This is a genomic window from Verrucomicrobiia bacterium, assembly GCA_035574275.1.
Taxonomy (GTDB): domain Bacteria; phylum Zixibacteria; class MSB-5A5; order DSPP01; family DSPP01; genus DSPP01.
Map to the genome: position 1 here is coordinate 1 of DATLYY010000060.1, position 14,833 is coordinate 14,833.

Annotated in this window: 13 protein-coding genes; 12 read left to right on the plus strand and 1 reads right to left on the minus strand. The window is 56.4% G+C overall.

Annotated features, from left to right (window positions below):
* The first annotated feature begins 502 nt into the window (after nucleotides 1-502).
* Entirely contained in the window at nucleotides 503-1,528 is a 1,026-nt protein-coding gene (locus VNL73_08195) for a FlgD immunoglobulin-like domain containing protein (protein ID HXF49386.1), read from the plus strand.
* A gap of 63 nt (nucleotides 1,529-1,591) precedes the next feature.
* On the opposite strand, the gene VNL73_08200 is transcribed toward VNL73_08195, so the two are convergent.
* Nucleotides 1,592-2,482 (minus strand): hypothetical protein, encoded by an 891-nt coding sequence (locus tag VNL73_08200; GenBank protein ID HXF49387.1) that lies wholly within the window; start codon nucleotides 2,480-2,482, stop codon nucleotides 1,592-1,594.
* Nucleotides 2,483-2,597: 115 nt separating this feature from the next.
* Between VNL73_08200 and VNL73_08205 the strand changes: the two genes are divergently transcribed.
* The 11 genes from VNL73_08205 to VNL73_08255 all read left to right on the plus strand — a co-directional run bounded on the left by VNL73_08205 (nucleotide 2,598) and on the right by VNL73_08255 (nucleotide 14,801).
* On the plus strand, nucleotides 2,598-3,671 hold the full coding sequence (locus tag VNL73_08205) for a tetratricopeptide repeat protein (GenBank protein ID HXF49388.1): 1,074 nt from the start codon (nucleotides 2,598-2,600) through the stop codon (nucleotides 3,669-3,671).
* 104 nt (nucleotides 3,672-3,775) lie between these two features.
* Nucleotides 3,776-5,038 carry an imidazolonepropionase gene (hutI, locus tag VNL73_08210; protein HXF49389.1) on the plus strand — a complete coding sequence of 421 codons (1,263 nt, stop codon included), beginning with the start codon at nucleotides 3,776-3,778 and terminating at the stop codon, nucleotides 5,036-5,038.
* Nucleotides 5,026-5,526, plus strand: coding sequence for an LptE family protein (locus tag VNL73_08215; protein ID HXF49390.1), 501 nt, complete (start codon nucleotides 5,026-5,028; stop codon nucleotides 5,524-5,526). Before hutI ends, VNL73_08215 begins: the two co-directional genes overlap by 13 nt.
* A gap of 64 nt (nucleotides 5,527-5,590) precedes the next feature.
* Nucleotides 5,591-6,535: a PorV/PorQ family protein gene (locus VNL73_08220; protein ID HXF49391.1), complete on the plus strand. Its 945-nt coding sequence runs from the start codon at nucleotides 5,591-5,593 to the stop codon at nucleotides 6,533-6,535.
* A 25-nt stretch (nucleotides 6,536-6,560) separates the two neighbouring features.
* The gene (locus VNL73_08225; GenBank protein ID HXF49392.1) at nucleotides 6,561-6,968 is read left to right on the plus strand and encodes a hypothetical protein; all 408 of its coding nucleotides are present in this window, start codon (nucleotides 6,561-6,563) and stop codon (nucleotides 6,966-6,968) included.
* A gap of 69 nt (nucleotides 6,969-7,037) precedes the next feature.
* Nucleotides 7,038-7,553, plus strand: a complete 516-nt coding sequence (locus tag VNL73_08230; GenBank protein HXF49393.1) for a hypothetical protein — start codon at nucleotides 7,038-7,040, stop codon at nucleotides 7,551-7,553.
* A 39-nt stretch (nucleotides 7,554-7,592) separates the two neighbouring features.
* Nucleotides 7,593-8,774 carry a hypothetical protein gene (locus VNL73_08235; GenBank protein ID HXF49394.1) on the plus strand — a complete coding sequence of 394 codons (1,182 nt, stop codon included), beginning with the start codon at nucleotides 7,593-7,595 and terminating at the stop codon, nucleotides 8,772-8,774.
* A 53-nt stretch (nucleotides 8,775-8,827) separates the two neighbouring features.
* Nucleotides 8,828-10,570, plus strand: coding sequence for an ABC transporter ATP-binding protein (locus tag VNL73_08240; GenBank protein HXF49395.1), 1,743 nt, complete (start codon nucleotides 8,828-8,830; stop codon nucleotides 10,568-10,570).
* Nucleotides 10,570-12,372 (plus strand): ABC transporter ATP-binding protein, encoded by a 1,803-nt coding sequence (locus VNL73_08245; protein ID HXF49396.1) that lies wholly within the window; start codon nucleotides 10,570-10,572, stop codon nucleotides 12,370-12,372. The genes VNL73_08240 and VNL73_08245 overlap by 1 nt, the downstream gene beginning before the upstream one ends.
* A gap of 21 nt (nucleotides 12,373-12,393) precedes the next feature.
* The gene (locus tag VNL73_08250) at nucleotides 12,394-13,236 is read left to right on the plus strand and encodes an inositol monophosphatase family protein (protein ID HXF49397.1); all 843 of its coding nucleotides are present in this window, start codon (nucleotides 12,394-12,396) and stop codon (nucleotides 13,234-13,236) included.
* Nucleotides 13,233-14,801: a PDZ domain-containing protein gene (locus VNL73_08255; GenBank protein ID HXF49398.1), complete on the plus strand. Its 1,569-nt coding sequence runs from the start codon at nucleotides 13,233-13,235 to the stop codon at nucleotides 14,799-14,801. The genes VNL73_08250 and VNL73_08255 overlap by 4 nt, the downstream gene beginning before the upstream one ends.
* Nucleotides 14,802-14,833: the final 32 nt, after the last annotated feature.

The following is a 14,833-nucleotide window of genomic DNA, read 5'->3' on the forward strand; positions in this document are numbered from 1 at the left end:
CGCCCCCGCAACCCCTCCAAAACTACTTTCGCTTTGGTCTTGCCATCAAAGACCCGCTTCCGCATCGCTGAATCCTCCTTGTGAATTCAGCCACAATCTACTCCATTCATCCTACCCTGTCACTAATGGGGAGCAGTATAATAGCCTGCTTTGTCCAGTTTGTGAAGAGCATAAAAACGTGGATATCGAGTCACCCCGGGGTCTTTACAATGTGACTAATCCGTCAACCAATTGTGTATCAGGCAATAATCAATTGGACCTCAATAATCCGAACGATTCTTTGGGAAGCGACAGCTTGGATCAGCAATGTTTCTTTGTGGGAACAGGAGATCGAAGTGGCGTTGGTTCCGGCGGTTTTTTCTGGAATGATTTGACCAAACAGAAATTTAACAAAAGCACCAATCCTTCCACGCGAGCTTATCAGTTTGTGGGCGGGTTGGGGTGGGTGCAAAATCGAGCCACGCAAGTGGCGGTTGAAGGGATAAAAGGTACTGGCGGAAATATGAGTGTTGAGTGGCTGCAGGGCTCCAGCGCTAATCGGGTTTCTACAAATACTACATGGGGCCCAGGGATTGTGCAGATTACCGGCGATTTGCTCGTGGACTCCGCCGTAACCTTGACCCTGCAGCCCGGCACCACCGTCAAGTTTACAAGCGACGGCGGTAATAAGAGCGAGTTAGTTATCAAAGGAACCTTGAGCTGTGTGGGGACAGTGGGAGACTCCATCATTTTTACTTCATCTTCGGCAACACCTGCAAATGGCGACTGGGGTGGTATGATAGTTCCTTTTCCGGGGCGCGCAAACATTGAATTTGCCCGTTTTAGTTATGCAGATACTGCCCTTGCCGTCCGGGGGGACACGGCCACGGTGGTGGTGTACAATTCCACTTTTACGCATTTCAGCAAGGCCGCGGTTTCCAGCCGAAGCGCCAAAACCCGGCTGGGCGGGATTGTGCCGGTTCCCAATCCGCCGGATTGCGGGAGAAACAACTTTTTGATGACCACGGCCACTTCCGGGGCCAAAGCAGTGATAAAGTCATCCTCCCCTACAGGCACTATAAAGGCAGAAGGGAACTGGTGGACACAGGACCCGCCGTCAAGCCCGCCGCCAAGCAGTTGGTTTTCGGGCAGTGTGGACCGCACGCCTTATCTGACGGGTTATGCCACACCCGATTCCTGCAATGCGGGCGGCCAGCAATTTTCCGGGCCGCCGCCCGAGGGACGGGTGGTTGCCATTTCCAGTTTGCCTGTCAGCTTTGAATTGGGACAGAATTATCCCAACCCGTTCAACCCGACAACCACCATTCAGTATGCCCTTCCGGAACCGGCCCAAGTGGAGTTGAAAATCTTCAATATGCTCGGACAGGCGGTTCGGACGCTGGTGAATGAGGAAAAAGGAGCCGGATATTACCAAGTGGTTTGGGATGGAAAAGACCAGACGGGACAGGCCGTTTCATCCGGCATTTACTTATACCAAATCAAGGCCGCGGATTTTGTGGAAACTAAGAAGATGCAACTGGTCAAATAGCCGTTCGCGCGCAAACAAAAAAGCCGCCCACCCTCGAGCGGCTTTTTTGTTGAAGCGACGTTTTTAATCCGGAATCCCAACCCGGTACAAAAGCCCCCACTGGCGGGAGTCGTAGTCGTTCAAGTCGTTACTGGAAAGGACGTGCCCCTTCAAAACATCCACCACCAAGTGCCAGCGGCCGTAAAAGCCGGCGTGGGAAGGGATTTTTATCCAGCCGGAAAAGGAGCCGTCGCCGTTGTTCGTAAACCGTTTGCGGCGGTGACTGGGGAGTGTTCCCATCTGCACGTGGGCGTGCAGGAAGACGGAATCGGTGGGGTCGCCGGTGAAGACCGTCAGGTTGACGGAATCCCCCTTGGCCAATTCGATGATGTCGTGCCGCAAGACGATGGCCAAAATGCTGTCGGCCGTGACCGTTTGGGCAACCGAGGCGGTCTGGATTTTAACCGAATCGATTTTGGCCGTGTTGGGAACAGAGACCAGCTCGACGGCGGAAACGCCGGCCAGAACCCAGCCCCGGTGACGGAAGCGGTCGGGATTGCGCTTTTCAAAATAAAGCTTGCGGGTGGCCACTTCGGTGAAGGGTTTCTGCAGATGGGTGGTGTCGGTCGAGTCGGTCCCCACGATGTGCAGAATTCCCCGGAGGGTGTCGGTCAACGTCACAGTAATGGAAGGAAAGGGATGGGTCGAGTCGGCCGGTTGGCGGACGCCCCAGCCGATAATCCGCCCGCGGCTTACGAGCTGCCGCCACCAAAGCTTGACCGTGTCAACGGCAACCTTGGAAAGGGTCTGGTCTGTGGGAGAGAGAACTTCCGGGCTGGAGTATTCAGGGGTTTCGCCGATTATGCGCAGAATGGCCGACTGGTCGGTGTCGGAACTGACGCTGTTTTCGGAGCAGCCGAAGGCCCCGACCATCAAGAGAAGACCGAGCGCCGCATACCAAAGAGTTCTGTTCATCGTTCCTCCTTTGCTTTCAAGCGTTGGACAAGCCGTCCGGGCCAAGAGTTTAATCTTTTCTCTTTATACAGAAAAAACTTGGGCGGGGTTCGAGCCGGTTGTATATTCCCGGGGCGTGAGAAGAATTTCGCTTTGGTTTTCCGGCCTTCTCCTTGTCGGCGCTATATGGATTTCCCCGGATGCCGCTTTCGCCAAAGTCATTCCGGATACCGTGCGGGAGGGGCAGTTTCTGGCCGGTTTGGAACTGGTGGCCGCGGAACGCTTCACCGAAGCGGACAGCCTGTTCCGCGCCCTCGTCAAGTCCGATCCGGGGGACCCTTGGGGGCATTTTTTCTGGGCGGTGGAAAAGGCCGCCCAAATGATGGATGCCGAGCAGGACAGCTTTTCCCCCGCTTTTTCCATTCAACTTTCAATCGCCCAACAGCTGGCGGAAAAGGAATTGAAGAAGCTGAAGAAGGCAAAACAGCCGGGGGCGCGGCCGGATTTGTTTTTATTGATGGGAAATATCTGGGGGTACCGGGCGATTTACGAACATCGAAGAGGATACTGGGGATCCGGGCTTACGGCCGGGCTGAAGGCCAAAAAGAACTTTGACCGGGCCTTGGAACTGGATTCGAGTTTGTACGACGCCTACAGCGGGCTGGGGAATTACAATTTCTGGAAATCGGCGCGGACGCGGAAGTTTCTAATCTCCGCGTTTTTTCCGGATGAGCGGAAAAAAGGGATCGAACAGCTGATATGGGCCAAGGAAAGGGGATACTTTTCCCGCCCGGCGGCGGCGGCCTCGCTTATGTGGGCTTTGATCAATCAAAAGGATTATGAATGGGCGCAAAAGCTGGCAGATTCCCTGACCGCCGCCTATCCGGAGGCCAAAAGCCCCCTATGGGCCAAGGGGACCATCTATCAGGAAAGACAACTGTGGGACAGCGCCGCGGCGGTATTTTCCGAACTGCTCCGCCGGCTAGAGTCCGACCCGGCGCAGAGCGGCTACAATTTTGTGGACTGCCGCGCCCGGCTGGCGAAGGCCTATTACCAGTCCGGCCGGTACCAGGATGCGCTTTTGGAATGCGAGGCGGCAAAAAAGAATCGTCTTTCTTCAAAGAGCAGAAAAAAACTTAAATCCCGGCTGGACGAACTGGCGGAGATTTCCAAAAAATCGAGACGGGCCCTGGCCCAAAAAGATTCTTGACCGGCGTTTTTCCACTTCAGCACCAAAGCCTTACGAGAACGATTCCTGATCCCGAGAATGAGAACGACTTTTGGTTTCTTTTTCAAATCTCTATATTGACTTGAATGGCTGACAGAAAAATTTTGATCGATAATATCGGACAGCTGGCTACCTGCGCAGGTGGAAAAGTGGGGCCGGTTGTAGGGGCCTTCGAAAAGGCGTTGGGATTGAAAAAGGGGGTTGCGATAGCCGTTCAAAACGGGAAAATCCTGGACATTGGCGACAAAGACGAACTGGCGGGGCGCCTTAACTTGAACGATTACGAGCATTTGGACGCAAACAGGGGGCTGGTCACCCCGGGCTTGGTCGATTGCCACACCCATCCGGTTTTCGCTGGGGACCGCAAAGAGGAATTCGAACTGCGCAATCAAGGGGTTTCCTACGAAACGATTGCCAAAAAAGGGGGGGGGATTTTTTCCACCGTCCGGGAGACGCGGGCGGCTACGGAGGCGGAGTTGGAGAGATTGCTACTACTGCGTTTGTCCCGGTTCTTGGCCGAAGGGACCACCACGCTGGAGGCAAAATCGGGATACGGGCTTTCCTTTGAAGATGAATTGAAACAGCTGGAAGTCATCCGCCGCGTCCGGGAAAGACAGCCCATTGAGGTAGTGGCCACTTTTTTGGGGGCGCATACCATTCCGCCGGAATTCAAGAGCAGGAGAAAGGGATATGTCCGGCTCCTGATTGAACGGCTCTTGCCGGAAGTGGCGAAGCGGAAGCTGGCGGATTTCTGCGATGTTTTTGTGGAGAAAATAGCCTTCAACTATGGGGAGGGGAAGGAAATTCTTTTGGCCGGAAGGAAACTGGGGCTTCGGCCCAAGCTGCATGCCGACCAGCTCTCCAATTCCAACGGGGCAAAACTGGCCGCCGAGGTGGGGGCGGTCTCCGCCGACCATCTGGAATTCATCTCGTATTCAGGGATAGCGGCCTTGAAAAAGTCGGGCACGATTGCCGTCTTGCTTCCATCGGCTTCTTTTTATTTACGTGCCCGTAAAGCGCCGCCGGTGAAAAAACTTTTAGCGACCAAAGTCCCGCTGGCCCTGGCCACCGATTTCAACCCCGGCACCTCCCCCAATTACTCCTTGACCTTCACAATGATGCTGGCCTGTGTGGAATGGGGTTTTTCGGCCGCGCAGGCGCTTTTGGCCGTCACCCGTAACGCGGCATACGCGCTCGGAAAAGGAGACGGGGCGGGACTTTTGGCTCCCGGAAAGCCGGCCGATTTGGTTCTCTGGGAGGCCGAGGATTACCGGGAACTTTCCTACTACTCGGGCGTCCGTTTGACCCGCTCGGTGGTAAAAGGAGGAAAGGTGGTATGGCAAGGATAGCCCGCAGATTTTCCGTTTTTTCCGCCGCCGTTGGTTTGGCGCTTGCTTTTTCCTGCGGGCCGTACTCCTTCAATCCGGGCGGAACGGGGGCCAAAACCGTTGCCGTGCCGCTTTTTGAAAACCAGACCACGCAATTCGGGGTGCGGGAAGCGCTCACCGATTCGGTCTCTTCCCGCTTTCTGCGTGACAACATCCTGAAGGTTACGCCGATGGCATCGGCCGAGCTTGTTTTGGCCGGCACCATCATCCGCTACGAACGGACGGCCCACACTTTTGACGCGAACCAGCAGGTGAAGCAGTACGTGGTGAACATCTGGGCGGACGTTTCGGTGACCAACCAGAAGGACAAAAAAATAGTCTGGGAGGAAAAAGAACTTCTGGGGTTCGGCATCTACGACGCGGGCCTGGAAACGGAGGAGGACGGCAAGGCCCGGGCGGTCTCCAAGCTGGCGGAGGATATCGTCAACCGGACCGTGCGGGGGTGGTAGGAATTTGAGTTGTCAGGGGGATTTTCGGGGTTATATTGTAGGGGTAAAAAAACGGAGCGATAAAATGAAAAAACTTCTGGTCAGCATCCTTCTCCCCCTGTTTCTGTCCGGTTCGGCGCGCGGCGCCTCCAACAACGAAAACGTAGGCACCAAGGTTTACCCGTTTCTTAAAAACGGCATCGGCGCGCGGCCGTTGGCGATGGGAGGGGCCTTCACCGGGCTGGCCGACGACGAGTCGGCCCTGTACTACAACCCGGCCGGAGTCGCCAGCATCCGCACCAAGGCGTTCGCCGCCAGCTACGTGAACTATTTTGGCGACGTCAATTCCGGCTATCTGGGTTTTCTGCACCCCTTGGGGGAAAACCAGACGGCCGGCGCGGCCCTGAACTACTTCAACTACGGCGAGTTTGTGGGGCTGGATTCCGCCGGCAACTTCATCGGCAATTTCACCCCCGGCGATTTGGCTTTTCAGCTTTCCTATGCCCGTCGGCTTCCAAAAGGGTTTTCGCTCGGGGTCACGGGCAAAATCATTTACGAAAAGCTGCAGGACTATTCCTCAAGCGCCCTGGCCTTCGATTTGGGGGTTTTGTACCATTTTCCCAGCGAACGGGGACGAGTCGGGCTCGTGGTGCAGCATCTCGGTTTTCAGATTTCCAGTTTCTGGGAAGCCCCCCGGGAGAATTTGCCCACCGTGGTGAAACTGGGCGGCTCGATCCATCCGGTGGGGCTGCCGATGAATGTCAGTTTGGACGTCGGCTTTCCCACGGACAACGATCTTTTCATCTCCGGCGGTCTTGAATATCTGAATTTAAACCCCGTGTTTGTGCGGGCCGGTTATTCCAGTTTCGGCAGGAACTACAAAGCCGGGCTGGAGTCCGGCAAGGATAATCTGGCCGGATTTTCCGGCGGAGTGGGGGTCGTCGTGCAGAAATTTCAGGTGGACTATGCGTTTTTACCTTATTCAACCTTGGGTTCGGCTCACCGATTTTCGGGCGCCTATCGGTTTTGACTTTGGAACTTTTCCCTTGCGCGGATTGTTCGTTTTTTTTCTTTTTGCGGCGGCCTGCACCGGGGTGGTCCCGGACCGGGCCGTTTACACGTTCTTTGACGCAATGACCCAAGGGGATGCCAACCGGATGGCGGCCGTTCTGGACTCTTCCGTTTTTCTGGGCCGCTCGGGCGCACCGGAACTGGATTCCCTTTTTCCGGGACAGCCGTTTGAGGCCCGGCGCAACCGGGTTCTTTTGGAGCTGACGGGGGGGAATCTGAAGGGGTTGTGGCTGTCCAAGAAAATCATCGTGGGACGGACAGAACGGCGGGGAGACACGGCTGGCGTGGAGGTCTCCTTTATCGACCAGGAGACGGACAAGCAGTATTTCACCCGCTTCCGGCTGGCAAAGAAAGCCGACGGCTGGAGGATTATCAGCTTCAAGTCGGAGTAAAAATTTTTAGGGGGCAAAGCTTGTCGAGCGCATCGATTCAACAATGAGCAAAAGCAAAAGAGGTGGAAGATGAAAATTTGTAACGTATGGAAGCTGAGTGCTTTGGCCAGTCTATTCTTTTCTCACGCCGCCTATTCCCAACCGGTCGGCGAGGTTCCAAGCGGGATGAGCGCGGCCGAAGTGGAGAGCTATCAATCCTCCAAGCCCTATAACGAACTCTTGCCGGCGGAGACTTACGGTTATCCCGATCCCCGGCGGGTTGTGGAGTGGCAGATTCAGCTGGAATTGACCGATGAGCAGTTGAAAAAGCTCCGGCCAATGGCCAACCGGATTGGAAGAGAGACGGCCCTCTACGGCAAAAAAATCATCGCCAACGAAAGGCTTCTGGATGATTTTTTCCGCAAAGGAGAAACCGACCCGATGGCTTTGGCCAACCGGGTGGAAAACATCGGGCTTCTGCGCTGGCGGCTCCGGTTCAACCTTCTTTCCATTTGCGTCAGCGCCCGCGCGATTTTGACCGAAGCGCAATTGAAAACCTACCGGGAACTACGAAACTCATCCCCGGGCGGTGGCGCCGCGAAATGAAATTTAGGGGCCGGTAGAATTTGGGCATGGGCCGGACCGATGGCGGATTCCGGCCCGGATACGGAGGCGTGTTTGTTGAATCAGATAGCAGGTCTGGCGGTCCGCCGTTTTACGGAATACCCGGTCACCAGCGTTTTTGTGGATATGCGCCCCCGCCGCACGCGCCGGCCGGGGTTGGTCTTCTTGAAAAAGGCGCTGGCAGGCCTGGAAAAATTAGCGGCTGCGCGCACGGCGGAAGCGAAAGCCGTGGCGGCGGACCTGCGCCGGATTGAAGCTGCGGCGGAGGAAGCCCGGCGAAAAGGGGCCAATCAACTGGCCGTTTTCAGTTCGGCCCGGGAGGATTTTCTGGAAAAATTTTTCTGGAATCTGTCGCCGGAAGCGGAGCTGCAGATCCCCCACTCGTTTGTGCGGGGTTTTCGTCCCCACCTGTATCCTGTGGCGCTTTTGCTGGATCGGTTGGAGAACTTCCTCCTTCTGGTGGCCGGTTTGCAGAAGGGGGAGCTTTTCCGGGTGGAGGCGGGGCAGGTTACCGAACGTTGGGAAAAAGAGGCCCCCCTTCCACAGGAAACTCGGCGGGAAAAAAGGGGAGCGTTTGACCGCCGGACGGGAAACATTCATACCACCTTTACCAAACGGGTGGAGGAGCACCTGAAAGTGCATGAGGAAAAATTTTTCAGGGTATTGGCGGAAAAAACAGCTGGCTGGGCGAAATCCCACGGCATCCGCTCCGTCATTCTGGGGGCCGATTCGGTCGCGGGTCCTCCGATAAAAGAGAAAATTCTTGAACAAAACAGCCGGATAGGGGTCGTTCTTGCTCCGATTGACGCCAAACTTTCACCCGCCAAAAAGTTGGCGCTGGGGATACGGGTCTTCCGCCAACGGGAACGGGAAGCTTCCCACCAGCGGGTGGAGGAGCTTTTATCCTCCGGCCGGAGGAAAACCACCTTCGGTGCCGTTCCTGTCCTCCTTGCCCTGCGCCAGTCCGTGCGCGGCGCGGTCCTTGTTCTGGACGAAGCCTTTCATCTAACAGCGCCCATCTGCGGACGCTGCTCGGCTGTGGCGGTCAAGCCCGAGTCCTGCCCTGATTGCGGGGGAGGGACGCAACTTTCGTCGCTTGAAAACGAGCTGATATGTTTGGCAGCCGCAACCGGTACAGAAATTGAATTTGTGAAAGATTCCGAGGCCCTGGCCCGCAGGGGGGGTGTGGGGCTTTTGATTTAGACTTTGTTGGATAAATCGGGGGGACGGATTATATTCTTCGGCCGGGAGTTTGCGTGGATGGATTTGCGCGGTTAAAAGGATACCTTTCCAAACATAAAAAAACGCTGTACAGGGGGCTTTTGGCGGTTTTTTTGACCAATTTCTTCACACTGCTCCCCCCTTGGTTCGTCAAGCTGGCGGTGGATGAAATCAAAGCAGGAACGACCGTCGGGATGCTTTTTTTGTACGGCTTTTGGATCGTTTTTACCACGGTCGTGCAGGGGTATTTCCGCTACCGGATGCGCCAGACCATCATCGTGGCCTCCCGGCGGGTGGAATGTGAATTGCGCAACGATTACTTCGCCAAACTCCTGCGGCTGCCGAAAAGTTTTTACAACCATTTCAAAACGGGGGAAATCATCTCCCGGGCGAACGCCGACCTGGAGGCCGTGCGGAACATGATCGGCCCCGGCATCATGCAGGCGGCCAACACCGTTTTGACGCTGGTGGGGAGCTTTGCCTTTATGCTGGCCTTGAGCCCCAGGCTTTCGCTTCTCACCCTTCTGCCCGTACCGTTTGTTTCGCTGGCCGTTTTCAAACTGGGAAAAAGCGTCCACCAAAAATTTTCCCGCATTCAGGAGCAGTACGCCCTATTGTCCAGCAAGGTTCAGGAAAACCTTTCCGGCGTGCGGGTGGTGCGGGCCTACGCCCAGGAGGAGAATGAAGTCCGCTCCTTTGAAAAAATTTCGCGGGAGCTGGTGGCGCGGACGATGGGGATGGTGCGGGTGCAGGCCCTGTTTTATCCGGTGCTCTATTTTCTGGCGGGGGGCTCGCTGCTTCTGGTTGTCTGGGTCGGCGGGCAGGAGGTGATTGCCGGCAAAATGACCTTGGGAGGCCTTTTGGCCTTTCTTTTGTATTTGCTCAATTTGACCTGGCCGGCGATCGCGCTCGGTTGGGTGGTGGGGCTCTACCAGCAGGGGAAGGCTTCGCTGGCCCGTTTGGAGGAAATATTTTCGGCTGAAGAGGAGCCGGCCGGCGGCGGCATTAATGTAGAGGAGCGGGAATTTCGCGGGGAGATAGAGTTCCGCAACTTGAGCTTCGGCTACGGGGGGGACAACCACCTCGTTTTGAAAAACATCAGCTTGACCGTACCGGCCGGCAAAACCGTGGCCCTGGTCGGCCGGACCGGTGCCGGGAAGTCCACGCTGGTCAGCCTGATTTCGAAAATCTATCCGGTCAAGGACGGAAAGCTTTTCATCGACGGCACCGACGTTAATTTGTATCCCACCGACCGGCTGCGGGAGCTGGTGGGGTTCGTGCCGCAGGAGCCGTTTCTGTTTTCCGCCACCATCGGCGAAAACCTCGCCTTCGGGCTTCCCGCCGTCGAGCCGGAAAAAATCGAGCGTGTCTCCCGCTTGGCCGGGCTGGAAAAGGATGTTCTGGATTTTCCGCAACAGTATCAAACGATGGTGGGAGAGCGGGGGATCACCCTCTCCGGCGGGCAGAAACAGCGGGCCACCCTGGCGCGGGCCTTGGCCGTCGATCCCAAGATTTTGATTCTGGACGACGCTTTTTCCTCCGTGGATACCGAAACGGAGGAGCGGATCCTTTCCGGCCTTCTGGGGGTGCGGCAGGGGCGGACGGTTATTTTGATTTCCCACCGGATCTCCACGGTCAAGGATGCCGATTTCATCGTCGTTCTGGAGGAGGGGGAAATTGCGGAGCAGGGGACGCACGAGGAGCTTCTGGCCCGAGGGGGGTACTACGCCGAGCTGCATTTAAAACAGCTTTTGGAGGAGGAACTGGAAAAAATCTGATGAGCGAAGCCGCCGGTTTCCACGACGACGATATTTTGGGGAAGGCGTACGACGGGGCGCTTCTGCGCCGGCTTTTGCGCTATTTGAAGCCGTACCGCTGGGCCGTGGTTTGCGGGGTTGCGCTTCTCCTTTCCTCCACCTTTTTGACCTTGAGCATCCCGTACTTGATCAAGGAGGCAATCGACTCCGGCATTGCCCTAGGGGATTCCGGCCGGCTCAAGGTTTTAATGGGGTGGGTGGTTTTGGTTCTGGTGGCCGACTTTGCCGTGCGCTATGCCCAAACCTATCTTGTGCAATGGATGGGGCAGCAGGCGGTTTTCGACCTGCGGCAGGCGGTTTTTTCCCATCTGCAGAAGCTTTCGCTCTCCTTTTACGATAAAAACCCCGTCGGGCGGCTTTTGACCCGGGTGACCTCGGACGTTTCCGTTCTGGGGGAGCTTTTCAGTTCCGGCGTGGTGGCGATTTTTGGGGATCTGTTCACCCTGATCGGGATCGTCGCCTATATGCTCTATCTCGACGTCGAGCTTTCGCTGGTGACTTTCACCGTTCTGCCTTTTCTCATTTACGCCACAATGGTTTTCCGCAAAAAGGCCCGGGAATCGTACCGCCAAGTGCGGCTGGGGATCGCCAAAATAAACGCCTATTTGTCCGAGCATATCGGGGGGATGACGGTGGTGAAGCTTTTTTCCCAGGGGGCGCGCTCGCGGGAGCGGTTTGACGGTCTTTCCGCCGGGCTGCGGGACGCCCACTTGAAATCGGTTTTGTACCACGCCGTTTTCTTTCCGGTGGTGGAAGTAATCGGCGCCGTTTCACTGGCGTTGATCATCTGGTACGGCGGAGGCGAGGTTTTGACGGGGGCTTTGACCTTCGGCACCATTGCGGCCTTCGTGCAGTACGTGGACCGGTTCTACCAGCCGATACGGGATTTGGCGGAGAAATACAACATCCTGCAGTCGGCGATGGCTTCCAGCGAGCGGCTTTTCAAACTGTTGGACACGCCGCCGGAGTTTGACACCCGGCCCGGCGCCCGCAAAATCGAAAACGTGCGAGGGGAAATTCGGTTCGAGAGCGTCCACTTTGCCTACCGCCCGGGGGAATGGGTTTTGAAGGATATCAATCTGACCATCCGCCCGGGAGAGAAGGTGGCGATCGTCGGCGCCACCGGCGCGGGAAAAACCTCACTTGTCGGGCTTTTGACCCGCTTTTACGATTACCAGAAAGGGAAAATCTATCTGGACGGGGTGGAGTTGAAGGAGCTTGACATCCAGTCCATCCGGCGCGCCATCGGGCTGGTTTTGCAGGATGTTTTTCTTTTTTCCGGGGATATTGCGTATAATATCCGACTGGGCGCCGCTTCCATAAGCGATGAAAAACTGGCGGAGGCGGCCCGCCGGGTCAACTTGGAGCGGTTCGTTCAACGACTGCCGGGAGGGTACGGCGCCATGGTGGAGGAGCGGGGTTCGACGTTTTCGGTCGGCCAGAAACAGCTTTTGTCCTTTGCCCGGGCTTTGGCCTTCGACCCGAAAATCTTGATTCTGGACGAGGCGACCTCCTCTGTGGACACAGAAACTGAGCTTTTAATCCGGGACGCTTTGGACAAGCTTTTGGCCGGACGAACCTCGCTCGTGATTGCCCACCGGCTTTCGACCGTGGAGAAGTCGGACCGGATCATCGTTTTGCACAAAGGAGAAATTCGGGAAACCGGGACTCATGCCGAACTTTTGGCGCAAAGAGGAATTTATTACCGCCTCTATTTGCTGCAATACAAGAATGCAGCAAACCAAGTAAAAACCCCGGCTTAGGGAGGACATATACAGAACGAACTGGTCAACCGGGCACTCGTAGCCGCCCAGAAAGCCGCCGTCGAAGCGGGAGCTTTTCTGCTCAAAACCCAGAAGAAGGGGTTTTCCATCGAGCTAAAAGGCGAGATCAACCTGGTCACGTCGGCGGACCAAAAAGCGGAAGCGCTGATTGCCACCCGGCTGAAGAAAGGTTTTCCGGGGTTTGATTTGCTGGCGGAAGAAACCGGGAAGAGCGCCGGACGGGCGGGCTCCGATGCCGTGTGGGTGGTGGATCCTTTGGACGGAACGACCAATTTCGCCCACGGGCTGCCGATATATGCCGTATCCATCGCCCTCTGGGAAAAAGAGAAGCCGGTTTTGGGGGTGGTATATCACCCGGCTTTGAACGAGCTTTTCTGGGCGGTGAAGGGGAAGGGGGCTTTTTTGAACAATAAACGTATGACCGTGTCCCGCACGGCGGACCCCAACTCGGCTCTTCTATCCACCGGCTTTCCATATGATTTGCGCCGGAGCCGTGAAAATAACCTGGATTATTTTGCCGCCTTTGCCACCCGCGTGCGGGCCATCCGCCGGATGGGAGCGGCGGCCCTGGACATTGCCTGGACGGCGGCGGGACGGTTTGACGGTTTTTGGGAGCTGAAACTTTATCCCTGGGATATTGCCGCCGCCGTCCTTTTGGTTGCCGAAGCGGGGGGAAAGCTTTCCGATTTTGAAGGAGAGGAGTTGGGGCTTTCCACTCCCAACGTGGTTGCTTCCAACGGCCGATTGCATACCTTTATTTTGAAGATAATTGAAGAATGCCGCCGCAAGACGCTTTTTGCAGGCGGCGATGAAACCACGATAAAGAAGGAGGTTCGCTCTTGAAACGGTTATTATTGACTTTTCTTGTTTTGATTCTGGGAGCCGGCTCCAGTTTTGCCATCCTGCCCGGCCCCATAAGTGACTTTTACACCCCCCGGCCGGGGGACACCACGGCCGTCGTTTTCGGCACGCGGGGGCTTTTGCCCGCCGTGGTCAAAAAACTGGAACTCTTGGCTCACCGCAACGCCGATTACCTGAAACAGAAAGATCCTTCGCGGATCGTTCAAGTGTATGCCGACACGTCTTTTCCCATGGCACTTTTCGGCCGCCGTTCGCTGGTGTTAATGGGCACCCCCAAGAGCAACACCTTTTTGGGAGAATGGCGGCACGTATTTCCCTTTATACTGCGGGACAGCCGTTTCAACATCAGCGGGCGCAAGCTGTATCAGGGGGAGGATTTGACCCTTTCCGCCATTTTTCCCAACCCGTTGGCCAACGACCGCTACGTCTATTTGCTGGTCGGCAGCGAAACGTGGGCCCAGCCCTCGCTGGCGGACTGGCCGGGGGATTACGATTATTACGTGGCCCAGCGCCATTCCTTCTGGGGGTGGCAGTTGAACCGGGGAAAGTTTCAAAAGAACTCCAGCACCTGGTCGCAGGAACTGGTGGAATACGAACGCTCGCCCCATGATACGACCACGGTGGTGGCTCTGGTTTATCCATACGGGCAGGTGTGGTACCCGGCGCGCTGGGAGGAGGATTCCCTGTGGGATGTTCCCCTCACCGACCGGATCGCGCTTCTGGCCGGTTTGCAAAGTCTTTTCACCGGTTTGGAACGTTCGATCGGGCTGCGCGTGCACGGCAACGTGGACTTTCAGCTTTCAGACCGGTATCCGGCCCCTTCCGCCTACGACCCTTTTGGGCGGGTTTTTCTGCGAACCCATCCGGACCTGATGGATTCATCGGTTTTTCTTTCCTGGGGGGGGCCCTTGGCCCGCGTTTTATTCCCCTGCGCCGACGCCCCCTTGGACTGGGAGCTTTTCGCCCACCGCTATCTTTTAACCCAGAACTTTTTCAAGCAGGCGGGGAAACTCCCGCGCGAGCTTGTGTCTGCCGGCGCCGGGCGGCGTTGGGCGGAGATTTTGACGGAAGGGGATTCCACTCACCTTTTGCTTTTGAGCCGGATGGTGGACCGGGGACTGGCCGGAACGATTGGGGAGATTTTGGATTCGGTTACTGATCGGGGGAAGAAGTACTCCTTTAAAATGAGCGAGTTTACCGCCGTGTTAGGGCGGATGGTTCAAGACACCCAAATTCTGCGTCTGGCCAAGCTCCCCCTGCGCCCCTCCCCCTATGAACGGAAGCCGGCCTTTGATCTTGGGGTGGAGAACATCAGGGAGATGTTCTTGCAAGAGGAGGTACGCGTGGCGGCCATTGGTGGAAAGGGGGCGGCGTTTGCCGCTGGTCTGCGAAAGGGGGATAAGATTATTTCCGTGGATGGTTTTCCGACCAACTACAACCGTTCCCGCGCCTATTTGGCCTGGCTGGGAAAGAAAAAAGGGGAGACTTTGAAACTGGTCATTGACCGCCAAGGGGTCCGGCGAACCTTGGTGATTCCCGTCAGTTAACCCCTTCTGCTTGATAAGAGGCCGGACTCTCA